The 13114-nt window shown below is 39.6% G+C and carries 18 protein-coding genes; 4 read left to right on the top strand and 14 right to left on the bottom strand.

The annotated features are described in order from the left end of the window. Positions 1-203: 203 nt before the first annotated feature. Entirely contained in the window at positions 204-452 is a 249-nt protein-coding gene (locus OSH00_RS08055; RefSeq protein WP_266130004.1) for a type B 50S ribosomal protein L31, read from the top strand. Between the two features lie 59 nt (positions 453-511). On the opposite strand, the gene crcB is transcribed toward OSH00_RS08055, so the two are convergent. Both crcB and OSH00_RS08045 read right to left on the bottom strand, forming a co-directional pair. Next, positions 512-892 carry a fluoride efflux transporter CrcB gene (crcB, locus tag OSH00_RS08050; RefSeq protein WP_196074437.1) on the bottom strand — a complete coding sequence of 127 codons (381 nt, stop codon included), beginning with the start codon at positions 890-892 and terminating at the stop codon, positions 512-514. A gap of 84 nt (positions 893-976) precedes the next feature. Further along, positions 977-1849, bottom strand: a complete 873-nt coding sequence (locus OSH00_RS08045) for a DUF2071 domain-containing protein (RefSeq protein ID WP_266130003.1) — start codon at positions 1847-1849, stop codon at positions 977-979. 146 nt (positions 1850-1995) lie between these two features. Here OSH00_RS08045 and OSH00_RS08040 point away from each other — a divergent pair, with 146 nt between their 5' ends. After that, positions 1996-2328, top strand: a complete 333-nt coding sequence (locus OSH00_RS08040) for a HopJ type III effector protein (RefSeq protein ID WP_266130002.1) — start codon at positions 1996-1998, stop codon at positions 2326-2328. 105 nt (positions 2329-2433) lie between these two features. Here OSH00_RS08040 and OSH00_RS08035 read toward each other — a convergent pair whose 3' ends face one another. The 3 genes from OSH00_RS08035 to OSH00_RS08025 form a co-directional block, all read right to left on the bottom strand. Beyond that, positions 2434-2844 (bottom strand): GFA family protein, encoded by a 411-nt coding sequence (locus OSH00_RS08035; protein WP_266130001.1) that lies wholly within the window; start codon positions 2842-2844, stop codon positions 2434-2436. Positions 2845-2932: 88 nt separating this feature from the next. Beyond that, a complete protein-coding gene (locus OSH00_RS08030) occupies positions 2933-4141 on the bottom strand; it encodes a TIGR03862 family flavoprotein (RefSeq protein WP_266130000.1) in 1209 nt (402 codons plus the stop codon). Next, complete coding sequence (locus tag OSH00_RS08025) at positions 4131-4793, bottom strand: class I SAM-dependent methyltransferase (protein ID WP_266130152.1); 663 nt, start codon at positions 4791-4793, stop codon at positions 4131-4133. Before OSH00_RS08025 ends, OSH00_RS08030 begins: the two co-directional genes overlap by 11 nt. 74 nt (positions 4794-4867) lie before the next feature. On the opposite strand from OSH00_RS08025, the gene OSH00_RS08020 reads away from it, so the two are divergent. Then, positions 4868-5059, top strand: a complete 192-nt coding sequence (locus OSH00_RS08020; protein ID WP_196074441.1) for a DNA gyrase inhibitor YacG — start codon at positions 4868-4870, stop codon at positions 5057-5059. A 4-nt stretch (positions 5060-5063) separates the two neighbouring features. On the opposite strand, the gene OSH00_RS08015 is transcribed toward OSH00_RS08020, so the two are convergent. The 6 genes from OSH00_RS08015 to pqqA all read right to left on the bottom strand — a co-directional run bounded on the left by OSH00_RS08015 (position 5064) and on the right by pqqA (position 9396). Beyond that, positions 5064-6119 carry a dipeptidase gene (locus OSH00_RS08015; protein WP_266129999.1) on the bottom strand — a complete coding sequence of 352 codons (1056 nt, stop codon included), beginning with the start codon at positions 6117-6119 and terminating at the stop codon, positions 5064-5066. Positions 6120-6141: 22 nt separating this feature from the next. After that, positions 6142-7287 (bottom strand): pyrroloquinoline quinone biosynthesis protein PqqE, encoded by a 1146-nt coding sequence (gene pqqE, locus OSH00_RS08010; protein ID WP_266129998.1) that lies wholly within the window; start codon positions 7285-7287, stop codon positions 6142-6144. Further along, positions 7284-7568: a pyrroloquinoline quinone biosynthesis peptide chaperone PqqD gene (gene pqqD, locus OSH00_RS08005; protein ID WP_266129997.1), complete on the bottom strand. Its 285-nt coding sequence runs from the start codon at positions 7566-7568 to the stop codon at positions 7284-7286. The genes pqqE and pqqD overlap by 4 nt, the downstream gene beginning before the upstream one ends. After that, positions 7565-8323: a pyrroloquinoline-quinone synthase PqqC gene (gene pqqC, locus OSH00_RS08000; RefSeq protein WP_266129996.1), complete on the bottom strand. Its 759-nt coding sequence runs from the start codon at positions 8321-8323 to the stop codon at positions 7565-7567. The genes pqqD and pqqC overlap by 4 nt, the downstream gene beginning before the upstream one ends. A gap of 11 nt (positions 8324-8334) precedes the next feature. After that, positions 8335-9246, bottom strand: coding sequence for a pyrroloquinoline quinone biosynthesis protein PqqB (gene pqqB, locus OSH00_RS07995; RefSeq protein WP_266129995.1), 912 nt, complete (start codon positions 9244-9246; stop codon positions 8335-8337). A gap of 75 nt (positions 9247-9321) precedes the next feature. Further along, positions 9322-9396 (bottom strand): pyrroloquinoline quinone precursor peptide PqqA, encoded by a 75-nt coding sequence (pqqA, locus tag OSH00_RS07990; RefSeq protein ID WP_009584944.1) that lies wholly within the window; start codon positions 9394-9396, stop codon positions 9322-9324. A gap of 446 nt (positions 9397-9842) precedes the next feature. Here pqqA and OSH00_RS07985 point away from each other — a divergent pair, with 446 nt between their 5' ends. Continuing rightward, positions 9843-10025, top strand: coding sequence for a hypothetical protein (locus OSH00_RS07985; protein ID WP_266129994.1), 183 nt, complete (start codon positions 9843-9845; stop codon positions 10023-10025). A gap of 107 nt (positions 10026-10132) precedes the next feature. Here OSH00_RS07985 and OSH00_RS07980 read toward each other — a convergent pair whose 3' ends face one another. The 3 genes from OSH00_RS07980 to OSH00_RS07970 form a co-directional block, all read right to left on the bottom strand. After that, positions 10133-10777 (bottom strand): MBL fold metallo-hydrolase, encoded by a 645-nt coding sequence (locus tag OSH00_RS07980; RefSeq protein WP_266129993.1) that lies wholly within the window; start codon positions 10775-10777, stop codon positions 10133-10135. Positions 10778-10881: 104 nt separating this feature from the next. Next, complete coding sequence (gene hemH, locus OSH00_RS07975) at positions 10882-11892, bottom strand: ferrochelatase (RefSeq protein WP_266129992.1); 1011 nt, start codon at positions 11890-11892, stop codon at positions 10882-10884. Positions 11893-11990: 98 nt separating this feature from the next. Continuing rightward, positions 11991-13007, bottom strand: coding sequence for a DUF4062 domain-containing protein (locus OSH00_RS07970; protein WP_266129991.1), 1017 nt, complete (start codon positions 13005-13007; stop codon positions 11991-11993). Between the last annotated feature and the right edge of the window lie 107 nt (positions 13008-13114).

Below are 13114 nucleotides of genomic sequence, written 5' to 3'. Positions count from 1 at the left end.
ATTCATCTTATTTTAAGCTAAGCAATCTAAATTAAAAGCATATTTGAAATCTAAGCATCCTCCTCCTGCTTAGATTTCTTTTTTATTTCCTGTAATACCAAACCAATTCATCCGATGCATTCAATCCAAATGTGAATAGACTTTACAAATTAAATGTTATGTTATAATATTTCATTAAATCAAAATAACCAGAGGATCAAATCATGCGCCCAGGTATCCATCCAGAATATCGCGAAGTGCTGTTCCATGACACCAATGCCAATGCATTCTTCGTGATTGGCAGTACGATCAAGACAGCAAATACCAAAGAACATGAAGGTAAAGTATATCCTTATGTAACATTAGATATATCCAGTGCTTCTCATCCGTTCTACACGGGTGAAATCCGTCAAGCGAGCAATGAAGGTCGTATAGCTAACTTTAATAAGCGTTTTGCACGCTTTAAACGTTAAACCTTAACTGTTGTTCAAGCCTAAGTTACCCCTCTAAACTTAGGCTTTTTTTATTTATACTATTTTGTTGATAAGATCATTTGGAAAATATAAAAACCGATCGCTAAAAAAATCACCCCGACAATAACACTGGATACCGTATAGGCCAAAGCAATGGGAAATTGACCTTGTCGAATGAGTTGAAACGTCTCTAAACCAAAACTTGAAAAAGTCGTAAAGCCACCCAGGATTCCCACCATGAGAAACAAACGCGTTTCTTGTTGTAAAATCGGATAACGTTGAGTAAAAGCAAAGAAAATGCCTGCAAGGAAACAACCTAAAATATTGATTGACCATGTTGTCCAAGGAAAAAGGCTATGGGGTTTAGAAATCACAAAACCTGCTCCATAACGTAAGCTTGCACCAATTGCACCACCACATGCGACCAAAAGCCAATTCATGTTCAGAATTCCTTAAATTTTGTTTAAATAACGTCTTGTAACAACAATAAGCCGCTACCACTGTGTTTGTGTATAAGCCCAAAGTTATCCACATTTTTCACAACAATCCGAAGTATTCTCATCGATAGGGGTCTCATTCTTTACATAAAAATTCAAAGCTGGAACCACAAATGCAAAGACATCTTGTTCTCTAACTCCCCACTGATGGAGCAGTGGACAATCGATATTGGACACTTGAGCCGCTTGAATTTGATTAAAATCAAAAGGCATTTCAATATCACCTTGTGATAATCGCTCCGGCTGATCAACCCATTCTACCCATGCATGATCTTGGTCTACCAGATAAGTAATGGCCTCACGCCACGAAGAAAAAAACGTTTTCCACGTTTGAGGTAAATGCTGATCTGTATTGATCTGAACTGAACAGGAGAGTCGATAAAGTGCATCAAGCTCAATCTGCGTCTGAATTATATCATCCTCTCTTTCATGGACAAATTGCTGGGCATATTGTGCGGGCATCACATCACTCGCCAAACGTCCACTCAGTACATAAAGTTTCTGATCAATCACGACCTGTTCAAAAATCACTGTTTTGGCTTGTTGTTCGGGTGCGATATAAAACCGCCAATTGCTTTGTTGAGGTGATGGCATGAACTGGCGTAAAGGACCTAAGAAAGAAAAACCAAAGTGTTGGTGTTGATAAGTCAAAATGGTAAAAATCGTTTTGCCTTGCTTTTCTAATAACTGCACATGACTTGGATAACGTGAACGCACCTGCTCTATATCAACCCACCAAGACAAATAAACAATATTTTTCACTTGGCTGTGTAGTTGCAAGAAAGGAACAAGACGCATCAAAATACGGCGCAAACCAAGTAAAAATGAGCATTGCGCAAAAAAAGCAATACATTTAAAAGTAACGCCATTGGTCGGTTTTTTTAAACGATGTCGGTTCATAAGGCACGATGATTATTTCCTTCAAGCATTCGATTCTAACAAATACAATTAAAAAATAATTTATCGAGCAAAACACACAAGGACATTACTGATCCATGAACGATCGGTTATGCTATATGCACGATTGAATATGGAATTCTCAAATCATGGTTCAAGATTTATTGAAACAACTTCAAGCTGGCGAAGCAAAATTTGCTGATGTGATCAGTTATATCGAAGCGCGTTATACCCATAGTCCAACTGCATTTCAAAACGGTCAACAATGTAATGCTGCAACAGAAAACCAAGGCAGTGCAAAAGTTTTTTGTTTTGCTCAGTTAAATCAACTTGATCAAGCGCAAACCTTGAGCTTGTTCGCAGAACATTATGCTTCTGTTTTGGCTACACCTGATGCATCAGACCATCAAAATATCCGTCAATTTATGCAAAACGGATGGGATGGCATTCAATTTGATGATGTTGCTTTAACAGAGAAATAAGATCTATTGGCATTTCATTCAGTGTGATAAACCTTAGTGAAATGGCCAGATGCTCTCATCGTAATAGAAAAATCAAAGGGATCAAATTGATCCCTTTATTACTACTTATGGTCGTTCATCATATTGAGGTAAACCATCGCAAATCGTATCCCACTCTGCTTTGTAGGCTGCATAAATATGCATGGTGGGTTGATGTTCCAATGCCGTGTCGAGTGTTCCAATTCTTAAACGATAGGTATCTGGGGCTTCGGCTTTGATGCTCATAATCGGCGAGCCACACTCCTGACAAAAACATCGCGTCGTTGTCGGAGTGGATGCAAACTGTTTGAGCAATTCCTCACCCTTTACGATTTTAAAGTCTGCTTTTTGAATGGGTGCATTGGTCGCAAATGCCGTACCATTGGCTTTTCGGCAACGTTTACAATGACATTGGATGACTGGACCTATTTCACCATGAACTTCATAATGAATCCCACCACACAAACAACTTCCTGTATATAATTTTTCAGCAGACATTTTTGAAAATCTCACCATGTGAAAAAATGATTAGTTACACGATAAAACTAGCATAAAATATCTGCTTTTAGCGGAAATAAATCCTTTTTTATGACGATTCAGAAAGATATTGATGCACGCCTTCACCTGCTGCTCGACCGGTAGCAAAACAAGCTGTTAACAGATAGCCACCTGTAGGCGCATCCCAATCCAGCATTTCACCACAGCAAAATACTGATGCAAGAGATTTGAGCTGTAAATCCTGCATCAATGCTTGTTCTTTTACACCGCCTGCACAACTAATCGCTTCTTCGATAGGACGAAATCCCTGTAATTCAATTTTTAAATGTTTGATCTGCTGTGCCAATCGTTCTGGATCGCTCCAGAGTGCTTTGTCGACCAATTCACGTAATAAACTGGATTTTGCTGTGTCCAAGCCTGCTTTGCGCCAGATATTGGCAGTCGACTGTTTTTTAGATGGCTGTAATTTTTGTACCAATTGTTGAACAGATTGATCGGGTAACAAATCCAGATACATGACTAGTGGTTGACTTTGATGAATCAGGTGACGCAATGAGCGTCCTTGCTTATAGATGAGTCCACTTTCCAAGCCATACTGGGTAATAACGATATCACCTTGAGTTTTAACCGAAGGCTCAACCCAAGCATCTACTCGCTTTAAAGGCTGACCCAAAACAGACTGCATATAGTCTGACCATGGATAAACTACACCCGCATTACTGGGTTGAAAAGTTTCAATTTCAGATGAGGACAACCATTTTTGCCATGCGCCATCACTGCCTAAACGAGACCATGACACAGCACCACATGCCAAAATAATCGCATCAAATTTCTGCTCATTGATTTGATTACTTTTTAAATCAATCATCTTGAGTTGCTGATGTTTCAGGTCAATCACTTGATGACGATAATGAAATTGAATCTGCTGCTCAAGTAAATGCTTCAACCATGCTCTTAACAGTGGTGCAGCTTTCATTTCTACAGGGAAAATCCGTCCAGAACTGCCGACATAGGATTCGACGCCTAAACCTTTCATCCACTGTTGAATCCATGCTGCATCCCATTTTTGAATCCAGGGTTTTAACCATTCCACTTGATCATAGCGTTGAATAAATTGTTCAAACGCTTCGGCATGTGAGATATTCAGTCCCGTTTTTCCAGCCATCAAGAATTTGCGGGCAGCCGATGGCTTTTGTTCAAAAATATGAATCTCATAATTTTTATATTGACTCAACACATCAGCAGCCATTAAGCCTGCTGGACCTGCGCCAACAATTGCAACTCGTTTAATCAACATGCGCTTGCTCTGACAGCGTTTCAACAGCCTGACCTTGACGAGGCTGCATCTCATCAAAACGAGTTGAATAATGTTCAGGCTTACGAATAATCAATTGCTGACACAACTCACCACGTTCTAAGTATTTAATTTCAAAATGTGTTCGTGCTGAATCTGATGCAATAATTTGTTTCTCATAAGGAAGTTTCCAAACCTCTTGCAACTGTTGTTCAGCTTCAGCGATATATTCAGGAATATTACTGGCCAATGTAATATTGCCATTTGGTTGTAGTCTGGAAATCAAAAACTCAAAAAAAGGCATATTTAACCAGCGTTGCGCCGGATTATGTGGTTCAGGATTTGGATAGAGAATAAAGAACTGCTGCACCTGCGCTGGATACAATGCGTGTACAACCCAGGGCAATGCATCGGCATGAATTGGGGTTAAATTCGTTTGTCCTTCTGATTGATGCTGTTTTTGCATCGCCAAAAATTTTTCGCGCGTTCGCTCAATTGCAATCAAGCTCAAGTCCGGATGTTGCTCCGAAAATAATAATGCATGTTTGCCTTTTCCTGCCCCGATTTCAACACAAATAGGAGTATTTTCAATACGTTGAAAATCACGAGGAGCATGCATACGCTGTGCTTGAAATTGACGAATCGGCATAATCAGATCAAACTAAGAAAAATCGCTGCAAGTTTAACAATTCTTTGCAGGTTTTGCTTTTTTTAAATGAGAATTTCTGTATGCCTAAAACATTTCCTTGTCCACGATGCGGTCAACCCTCAACATGGGAAGCAAATGAATTTCGCCCATTTTGTTCTGATCGATGCAAATTGATTGACCTCGGTGCCTGGGCAAATGAAGAATATAAACTTCCAACTCAAGATGCGCCTCAAATGGACCAAAGACGCCATGAGGATGATTATGAGGATTAACCCCTCATGTGGCTGCCCATATTCGTTGAAGCACCTTGAGCCAATTTTTAAAGCATATTTTTTCAATCAATTGATCTGAATAATTACGTTGTTGCATTGCACTGATGAGTTTGGACATGCCCATAATATCATTGAGTTCATTACTGATCAGTGCACCATCAAAATCAGAACCAAAGCCTACATGCTCTTCACCTAAATACAGAATGAGATATTCCAAATGATCTAAAATCACCTCAATGGGTGTATCGGTATTTCGCTGCCCGTCTGAACGTAAAAACGCTACATCAAAATTCACCCCAACCAAACCTTGACTATCATATATCGCTTTTAATTGAGTGTCGGTTAAGTTCCTTGCTTGTGGACACAATCGATAAGCATTGGAGTGGGTTGCAACAATCGGTTGCGCTAAAATCTCTGCGGTATCCCAAAAAGCACGCTCATTCATATGAGACACATCAACAAGCAGCTTTTTATCAGCACAACGTGCAATTAAAGCTTTACCTTCAGCTGTAAGACCAGGACCTGTATTGGGAGAATGAGGAAATCCAGCATTTAAACCATGTCCGAATTGACTTGGCCTATTCCATAGCGGTCCTATACTACGTAGCCCTGCATCATAAAAGACATCCAAGAGTTCAGGATCGTGTTGTAAAGCTTCTGCACCCTCCATGTGCAGGACGATCGCCAGCTTTCTTTCAGTGATACAGTGTTCAATGTCTTCAACAGAAGTACAGATTTGAATATTGGACGAACGTTGAGTCAACTGTTGAGCTAAATCAAGCTGTTGCAAACAAATCTGTTCAATTTGTTGCTGGGTAAAGTTATCAACACCTTGATCTAAAAGCTTATTCGGATGATGTTGCTTGAGATAGTCGAATGGTGGCAGAAAAATAGCAAAAAAGCCGCCTGCAAAACCCACTTTTTGACAGCGGTTTAAATCCAGATGTCCAGGCAATTGTTGATGGATAAAAGCATCGACAGGATCATGATCATCAGATAACCACAGTCGTGTTAAAGCATCATTGTGACCATCAAAAATTGGCATTGTATCAATGTACATACTGAACATCTCGCTAAAATCATCAATCTGAAATATTTAGAACAGAAAGCTGATTATTCATTCGTTTAGAATTTTTACTATTGCGAAAAATCAAATTACTGAGGGAAACATCCTGTTCACTGTCTGCCCGTGCTTGTTCAATCAAATGATGATATGGCGACTTAGCACAGACTGGATCAGCATCAGATGTATTGCCCGTTAACATATAGGCTTGGCAGCGACAGCCACCAAAGTCACGGTCTTTATCAGGACATGTGCGACAACCTTCAGGCATCCAAGCATCTCCACGATATTGGTTAAAAGCCATGGATTCATACCAAATTTTTGCTAAAGATTGTTGACGGATATTCGGAAAAGTCATCGGTAACTGACGAGCCGCATGACAGGGTAGCGCCAGACCATCTGGTGCTATCGTCAAGAATATTTTCCCCCAACCGTTCATACATGCTTTTGGGCGCTCTTCATAATAGTCAGGTACCACAAAAATAAGTTTACAGGGATGATTTTGCAGACGTAATTTTTCTCGATATACATTGGTAATTTTTTCAGCACGTATCAATTGTGCCTGAGTGGGTAATAAATACTGACGATTTAAAAAAGCCCATCCATAAAACTGACAGATTGCTAATTCAACTGTATCCGCATTCAACTCTAGACACAGCTCAATCATCTGTTCGATCTGATCGATGTTATGCCGATGAATGACAAAATTTAGCACCATGGGATATGCATATTTTTTTATGATACGGCACATGTTGTATTTTTGTTCAAAAGCATCTTTTGAACCTGCCAATGCATCATTTACCAGTGGATCACTTGCCTGAAAACTCACCTGTATATGATCAAGACCCGCTTGTTTTAAACGACTCACTCGTTGTTCCGTCAAACCCATCCCCGAAGTGATGAGATTGGTATAAAAACCTTGTTGATGCGCATGTGCAACTAATTGATCTAAATCTTGACGAACCAAAGGCTCTCCACCAGAAAAGCCCAGTTGCACAGCACCCAGTTGACGAGCCTGATCAAAAACATCACACCATTCTTTTGTGGTCAGTTCATTTTTATGTTGTGTATAGTCTAAAGGATTGGAACAATATGGGCACTGTAATGGACAACGATAGGTTAACTCCGCCAATAACCATAAAGGTAGTCCAATATCCGCCGTCATTTAAAATCAATCCAGTATTGTTGTTGAGCAACCAACATAAAATCAACAACATCACTGTCTATTTCAGCAACATCACCAAATTGTTGTTTTAAATAAGCAGTAATGTCTAAAATGCTATTTTGTCCATCAATACACTGCCCAATTGCGCCAGCACTTTCATTTAACTTGATCATGCCTTCAGGATATAAAATAACAAAACTATTTTGTGCCGGTTCAAATTGAAAACGATAGCCAGAGCGCCAAATAGGAATAAGGTTTTGATCAAGTTGTTTACTGCTCATCGAAATAATCCTTTATGCCAGGCTGGTTCTTTAGTCACAGTATGATAAGGGGCTTGATTGTGTATATAAGCCAAAGTTAAAGCATCTAAAATGCTCCATAAAACATCCAGTTTAAACTGTAGTATTTCCAGCATTCGTTGCTGTTGTTGATCACTGGTGAATGAATCCAGTGTAATCGTTAACCCATGCTCGACATCTCGTCGAGCTTGACCTAATCGAGCGCGAAAATATTGATATCCCTTATCATCAATCCAAGGATAATGTTTTGGCCATGAATCTAACCGCGATTGATGTATTTTAGGGGCAAATAATTCAGTTAATGAACTGCTCGCGGCTTCCCGCCATGACGCTCTACGTGCAAAGTTGACATAAGCATCTACAGCAAAACGTACCCCTGGGAGAACTAGCTCTTCAGAAATCACCTGTTCACGTCGAAGACCTACAGCTTCAGCCAAACACAACCAAGCCTCTCGTCCCCCACCATCTGGATACTCACCATCTTGATCAATCATTCGTTGAATCCACTCCTGACGTACCCGTTGATCTGGACAATTTGCCATGATCGCGGCATCTTTAAGAGGAATATTAATTTGATAATAGAAACGATTTGCAACCCACGCCTGAATTTGCTGTTGATTGGCCTTTCCTTCTTCCATCATGACATGAAACGGATGATGAATATGGTAATACTGTCCTTTATCTACAATCGCTTGTTTAAATTCTTCTGGTGTCAACGCTTTTGGTATTTGATTCATAGGGCATCTTATTAAAGTTCAATGTACATTCCGTCATAAGCAACATCTACTCCATTTGCTTGAAGTTCAGCAAATTGAATGGAGTTCTCATTTAAAATCGGATTGGTATTATTAATATGAATCAGTACTTTTTTTACGGCTGAAAGCTGATTCAAATAAGACAATGATCCACCTTCACCACTGATGTATAGGTGTCCCATTTCCTTTCCAGTTTTAACACCTACACCGCATTTTTGCATCTCATCATCTGTCCAAAGCGTCCCATCAATCATCACACAATCTGAGTTCCTCATCGTCTCCATAATCATGTCATCAATTTTCCCAAGACCAGGCGCGTAAAATAACTGCTTTTTTGTTTTTTGGTCTTTAATAATTAAAGCAATATTGTCCCCCTCATGCGGATCATGGCGATGGGGTGAGTATGGCGGAGCCGCACTTTGAATCAGCAAGGGAATGAATTGCAAATGCTTGAAGCGATCCATTCGAAAAGCATGTTTCGGGTCAATCTGGTGATATTGCAGTCCACCATTCCAATGCTTCAATATATTAAATACAGGGAAACCCGTACTGAGGTCTTGATAGACCATTTCAGTACACCATACAGAGATTGGACATCCTTCACGTAAACTAAGAAGCCCTAATGTATGGTCAAGTTGACTGTCCATCAGAATGACATCGCTAATACCAGTATCACGTAATTTACGCGCTGGTTGGGCAGCCTTAAAATCGAATAATTGCTGGCGAATATCGGGGGAAGCGTTTAACAATACCCAGTCCGCGCCATTTTCAGAAATGGCAATCGAAGATTGTGTTCGAGCTTTGGCTTGAATCGTGCCTTTACGGATACCATCACAATTGACACAATTGCAATTCCATTGTGGAAATCCGCCACCTGCAGCTGAACCCAATATATAAATATACATAGCAGTAAGATCTGATGATAAAGATATAAGCCCCAGATCAAGGCTAGGGCTTATTTTGGTTTGAAGATAAAATAATCAACGGGCTTCAAAGTACATGGTCACTTCAAAACCAATTCGTAAGTCAGTAAAAGCTGGTTTTATCCATTGCATAAAATTTTTCTCCAAATTCAATTCTTATTTAAAAAAATAACACCTGATTCTCTTATTTAAAAAAATAACACCTGATTCAGTGCAACAGCAGTGTTTAAATTTTATTCTAAATAAAAATGCTACCCTTGTAGACCCTGTTTAGTTAATATTTTGTTCGATAGTCGTTATCGTTAAAAATGAGCAGAAACTATTTATCATGCCCGATGGGGCAAATCAAAATCCGAAATTAAGACAGTTTTTATTTTATATTTTTGAGTGAATGTAACGCCCTTGTTCTGATTAAACAGTTTTTTATAATTTAAACACAATAGACATATATATTTCACAATAAACGCCTACTTTTTAACACACGCTTAGTTATATGATCATTGCGTGTTTAATGTCACATTTTTCCATATAAAAAATTAAAAAATAGTTTCATTGAAACTCAACTGGAGTATCACAAGATGTATATAGGTTTAAAAGTTTTTGTTGCGATGTTAGCCATTTTATGTGTGTTTTTTACCACGCTAGGCATTTATGCACTGGATGCATCACTGATTCTTATTGGAGTCCTCTTTGCGGCTTCAATTCTACTGATTGTCTTAGAAGCACAAAACCGATCAGCCAATCCTTTTATAAAACGTTGATACTTCATCGTCTCATAAATAGAAAATGAAAGAACTTGAGCCCATTCATTGCGTTATCCAACACTGACTGAGCTTTATTTTATGTGATAGCAAGCTTAGATAGACACTTAGCCTGCTTGACTTGCCACAAATGGATTATATTGTTTTTCAAAACCAATTGTACTCATAGGACCATGCCCTGAAATAAATTGGGTGTTGTCGGGCAAACTAAAGCATTCACGCTGAATTGAATCAAGTAATTGCTGATGATTGCCTTTTGGAAAGTCTGTGCGGCCAATTGAACCTTTGAACAACACATCACCCGTCCACAGAACCGCATGTTTGGCATTGTAAAAGATGACATGACCCGGTGTATGACCCGGTGCAAAACGAACCTCAAATTCCTCCTGCCCTAATTTCAGCGTTTCACCACCCTCAAGCCACTGATCAACGTTCACTGGTTCAGGAATAGGAAAGCCATAACGAGCAGATACGTCTTGAATCATCTCTAACCAAAATTGATCTTCTTTATGGGGACCAATCACGGGCACATTCCATACTTTAACCAGTGCCCCCACAGCCCCAGCATGATCCAAATGCCCATGCGTTAACCATAATGCTTTTACTGTTAAACCCAGCGCTTCAACCTCTTGTTTTAATTTTTCAGGTTCACCGCCTGCATCGATCAATACCGCTTCTTTTGTTTCTGAGTCCCAAACAATCGAACAGTTTTGGGCAAATGCCGTTACGGGTACAATTTTAACTTGTAGCATAATAATTTTCCTAAAAGAGTAGAATTTATTGACATTTCAACCATGCATTAGATTATCTGTTCACAACATAAACTAGGCAGACAATGATGAAGTATCAACAGACTCTAAGCCTGCAACTGTACCTTTAAAGCATCCAGTTGCGCCTCTAACAAATGCCCCAATAGATCAATATGATCGGCACGAGTATTCAATGCAGGAATATAGGCATAGTGCTTGCCACCCGCTTGCAAAAATAATTCAGCATTTTGAATGGCCAATTCTTCCAATGTTTCTAAACAATCTGCTGAAAATGCCGGACTAAGGATTTGTACAGATTCCACCCCTTGCTCCGCCCATTGTTGCAACAATTGATCCGTATAGGGTTTCACCCATTCCTGTTTGCCAAAACGAGATTGAAAGCTTATCGCCCACTCATCATCATTGAGCTGAAGTGCTTGAGCAACCTTTTGTGCCGTAACTCGACAACGGTCTGCATATGGATCACCTTTATCAGCATACGGCTGTGGAATACCATGGAAAGACATCAATAATTTTGTCGCTTGACCATGTTGCTGCCGATAATCACGAACACTGTTGGCTAAGGCCTGAATATATAAAGGATGTTGATAATAATCCCGGATAAAGCTTAGACCCGGAATATTTCGTTGCCTGAGCAGCCACTTTGCAACGACATCGTACAACGGAGCTGTGGAGGTTGCGGAATACTGCGGAAATAAAGGAAAAAGAATAATATGGTCATAAAGCTGTGTCTCAGCTTCACGTAGCACAAGATCAATACCCGGACGACCATATGTCATTGCAGGAACAATGGTTAAATCAAAATCAGTATTGAATGGGCTCAATTTCTGTTGAAGCCCTCGAACTTGTTCAAATAAGATTTCCCGCATCGGTGAATCACCAGCCCATACCTGCGCATAAGCTTCCGCTACACGCTTGGGACGAAACGGCAGAACAAAAGCATTTAAGATAATTGCCCACAACAGCTTGGGAATTTCGATTACACGCTGATCCGATAAAAACTGCTTTAAAAAAGCCCGAACCGCAGGCGCTGTTGGTGCATCTGGTGTCCCTAGATTGGCAATAACAATCAGGACTTTAGGTTTGGATAAAGACATTTTTACTCTGTTTGCACAATACCATGATCTCTAAATATCAGCTTAACAGAGTCAATCTATAAACAGAATTTTTATCTGTATATTGACACTGCGTACACTTAAAAAATAGAGGAACGATGACTGATACGTTGTGAATTTTCCAGTAATTTGACACATTTGTCAGTCATTTGCCATAACATGCGCTGACGGTCATCTCGTCCGACAGGAACAATCCATTCATTTTGACGGACTTGTTGCTTAATCGTATGTAAAGAACGTATATTAATCTGTGCTCTAGATACGGCATGCGCACGCGGCATGACCACTTGTGCGTCTGTCAGACCTGTATTATTTAAATAGTCATTGAGTACTTTGGAGAAAAAATCCTCAGGTGTCGGTTTCCTGAATTCAACAGATAATATTTTTAACAACTCCGCCCAAGTCATTTCACGTGCCGGAGAAAGCTCCCTAAAATTACCATCTTGATAAGCATGCATGCGGTAATCAAAGTTAAACACTTCATGCAGTGAAACTTTTGGTAAGGTTAAAAATGGATCTGCTGCTTTCTGTCCTTGCTCAACTGAAACCTGCGCCAATTTTGATTTTAAACGATCTATCTCATCTTGCAAAACCTGAATATTTTGAGGTCTTACCCAACCTACAACAGGATAACGCTCCAGCATTTGAGGCATATAGGAACGCACGGCTAACTCTAAATCTCTCAAGGTTCGGTAAGTCACCACTTGCTCAACTTCTTTTTGCAGTTGATGGCGGAATTCATTAAATTTGTCTTTTAAGATTGCACTTTCTTCTTTCAAATGTGATTCACGTGACTCTGGATTTTCATGCATAAACACAATAATTGGCTTCTGCTTGGTCACTGCGTAAATATATTCCAAATGTAAATAACTTACCCCTGAAACAGACTGCTCACCATATTGGCTACCCAATAACAACAGCACATAGTCACAATCATCAATCTGACGACGAGCAAAAGCAGTACTTAAAGGTGTACGTTGCTCTAACCCCCAGGAAAAGAACCCCATCCCAATCAATGTTTGAGACACAACCATTCGTTCTGGCTGCATTTCTTTGCCAGATGTTGTAATAAAAACTTGATAACGTTTATCGAGCATAGGTTAACCCATTCTTGTCATACTCAACTTAAGTCCATCCTTGAGCTTTAAGTAGAATATGCCCTACACTTATTAAAAAATATTAAATCTTTCTAATATTGAAAGAA

Origin of the sequence: Acinetobacter nematophilus, from assembly GCF_026344175.1 — a bacterium.
Lineage (GTDB): Bacteria > Pseudomonadota > Gammaproteobacteria > Pseudomonadales > Moraxellaceae > Acinetobacter > Acinetobacter nematophilus.
This window is presented reverse-complemented; position numbering and strand designations above follow the sequence as displayed.

Excerpts from the sequence above, each read along its gene's own strand:
- OSH00_RS08045 (WP_266130003.1), bottom strand. The coding sequence starts at position 1,849 with ATGAACCGACATCGTTTAAAAAAACCGACCAATGGCGTTACTTTTAAA.
- pqqB (WP_266129995.1), bottom strand. The coding sequence starts at position 9,246 with ATGTATATTTATATATTGGGTTCAGCTGCAGGTGGCGGATTTCCACAA.
- OSH00_RS08020 (WP_196074441.1), top strand. The coding sequence starts at position 4,868 with ATGCCTAAAACATTTCCTTGTCCACGATGCGGTCAACCCTCAACATGG.
- pqqC (WP_266129996.1), bottom strand. The coding sequence starts at position 8,323 with ATGAATCAAATACCAAAAGCGTTGACACCAGAAGAATTTAAACAAGCG.
- OSH00_RS08040 (WP_266130002.1), top strand. The coding sequence starts at position 1,996 with ATGGTTCAAGATTTATTGAAACAACTTCAAGCTGGCGAAGCAAAATTT.
- OSH00_RS07985 (WP_266129994.1), top strand. The coding sequence starts at position 9,843 with ATGTATATAGGTTTAAAAGTTTTTGTTGCGATGTTAGCCATTTTATGT.
- hemH (WP_266129992.1), bottom strand. The coding sequence starts at position 11,892 with ATGTCTTTATCCAAACCTAAAGTCCTGATTGTTATTGCCAATCTAGGG.
- pqqE (WP_266129998.1), bottom strand. The coding sequence starts at position 7,287 with ATGACGGCGGATATTGGACTACCTTTATGGTTATTGGCGGAGTTAACC.
- OSH00_RS08055 (WP_266130004.1), top strand. The coding sequence starts at position 204 with ATGCGCCCAGGTATCCATCCAGAATATCGCGAAGTGCTGTTCCATGAC.
- OSH00_RS08035 (WP_266130001.1), bottom strand. The coding sequence starts at position 2,844 with ATGTCTGCTGAAAAATTATATACAGGAAGTTGTTTGTGTGGTGGGATT.
- OSH00_RS07970 (WP_266129991.1), bottom strand. The coding sequence starts at position 13,007 with ATGCTCGATAAACGTTATCAAGTTTTTATTACAACATCTGGCAAAGAA.
- crcB (WP_196074437.1), bottom strand. The coding sequence starts at position 892 with ATGAATTGGCTTTTGGTCGCATGTGGTGGTGCAATTGGTGCAAGCTTA.
- pqqD (WP_266129997.1), bottom strand. The coding sequence starts at position 7,568 with ATGAGCAGTAAACAACTTGATCAAAACCTTATTCCTATTTGGCGCTCT.
- OSH00_RS08015 (WP_266129999.1), bottom strand. The coding sequence starts at position 6,119 with ATGTACATTGATACAATGCCAATTTTTGATGGTCACAATGATGCTTTA.
- OSH00_RS08030 (WP_266130000.1), bottom strand. The coding sequence starts at position 4,141 with ATGTTGATTAAACGAGTTGCAATTGTTGGCGCAGGTCCAGCAGGCTTA.
- OSH00_RS07980 (WP_266129993.1), bottom strand. The coding sequence starts at position 10,777 with ATGCTACAAGTTAAAATTGTACCCGTAACGGCATTTGCCCAAAACTGT.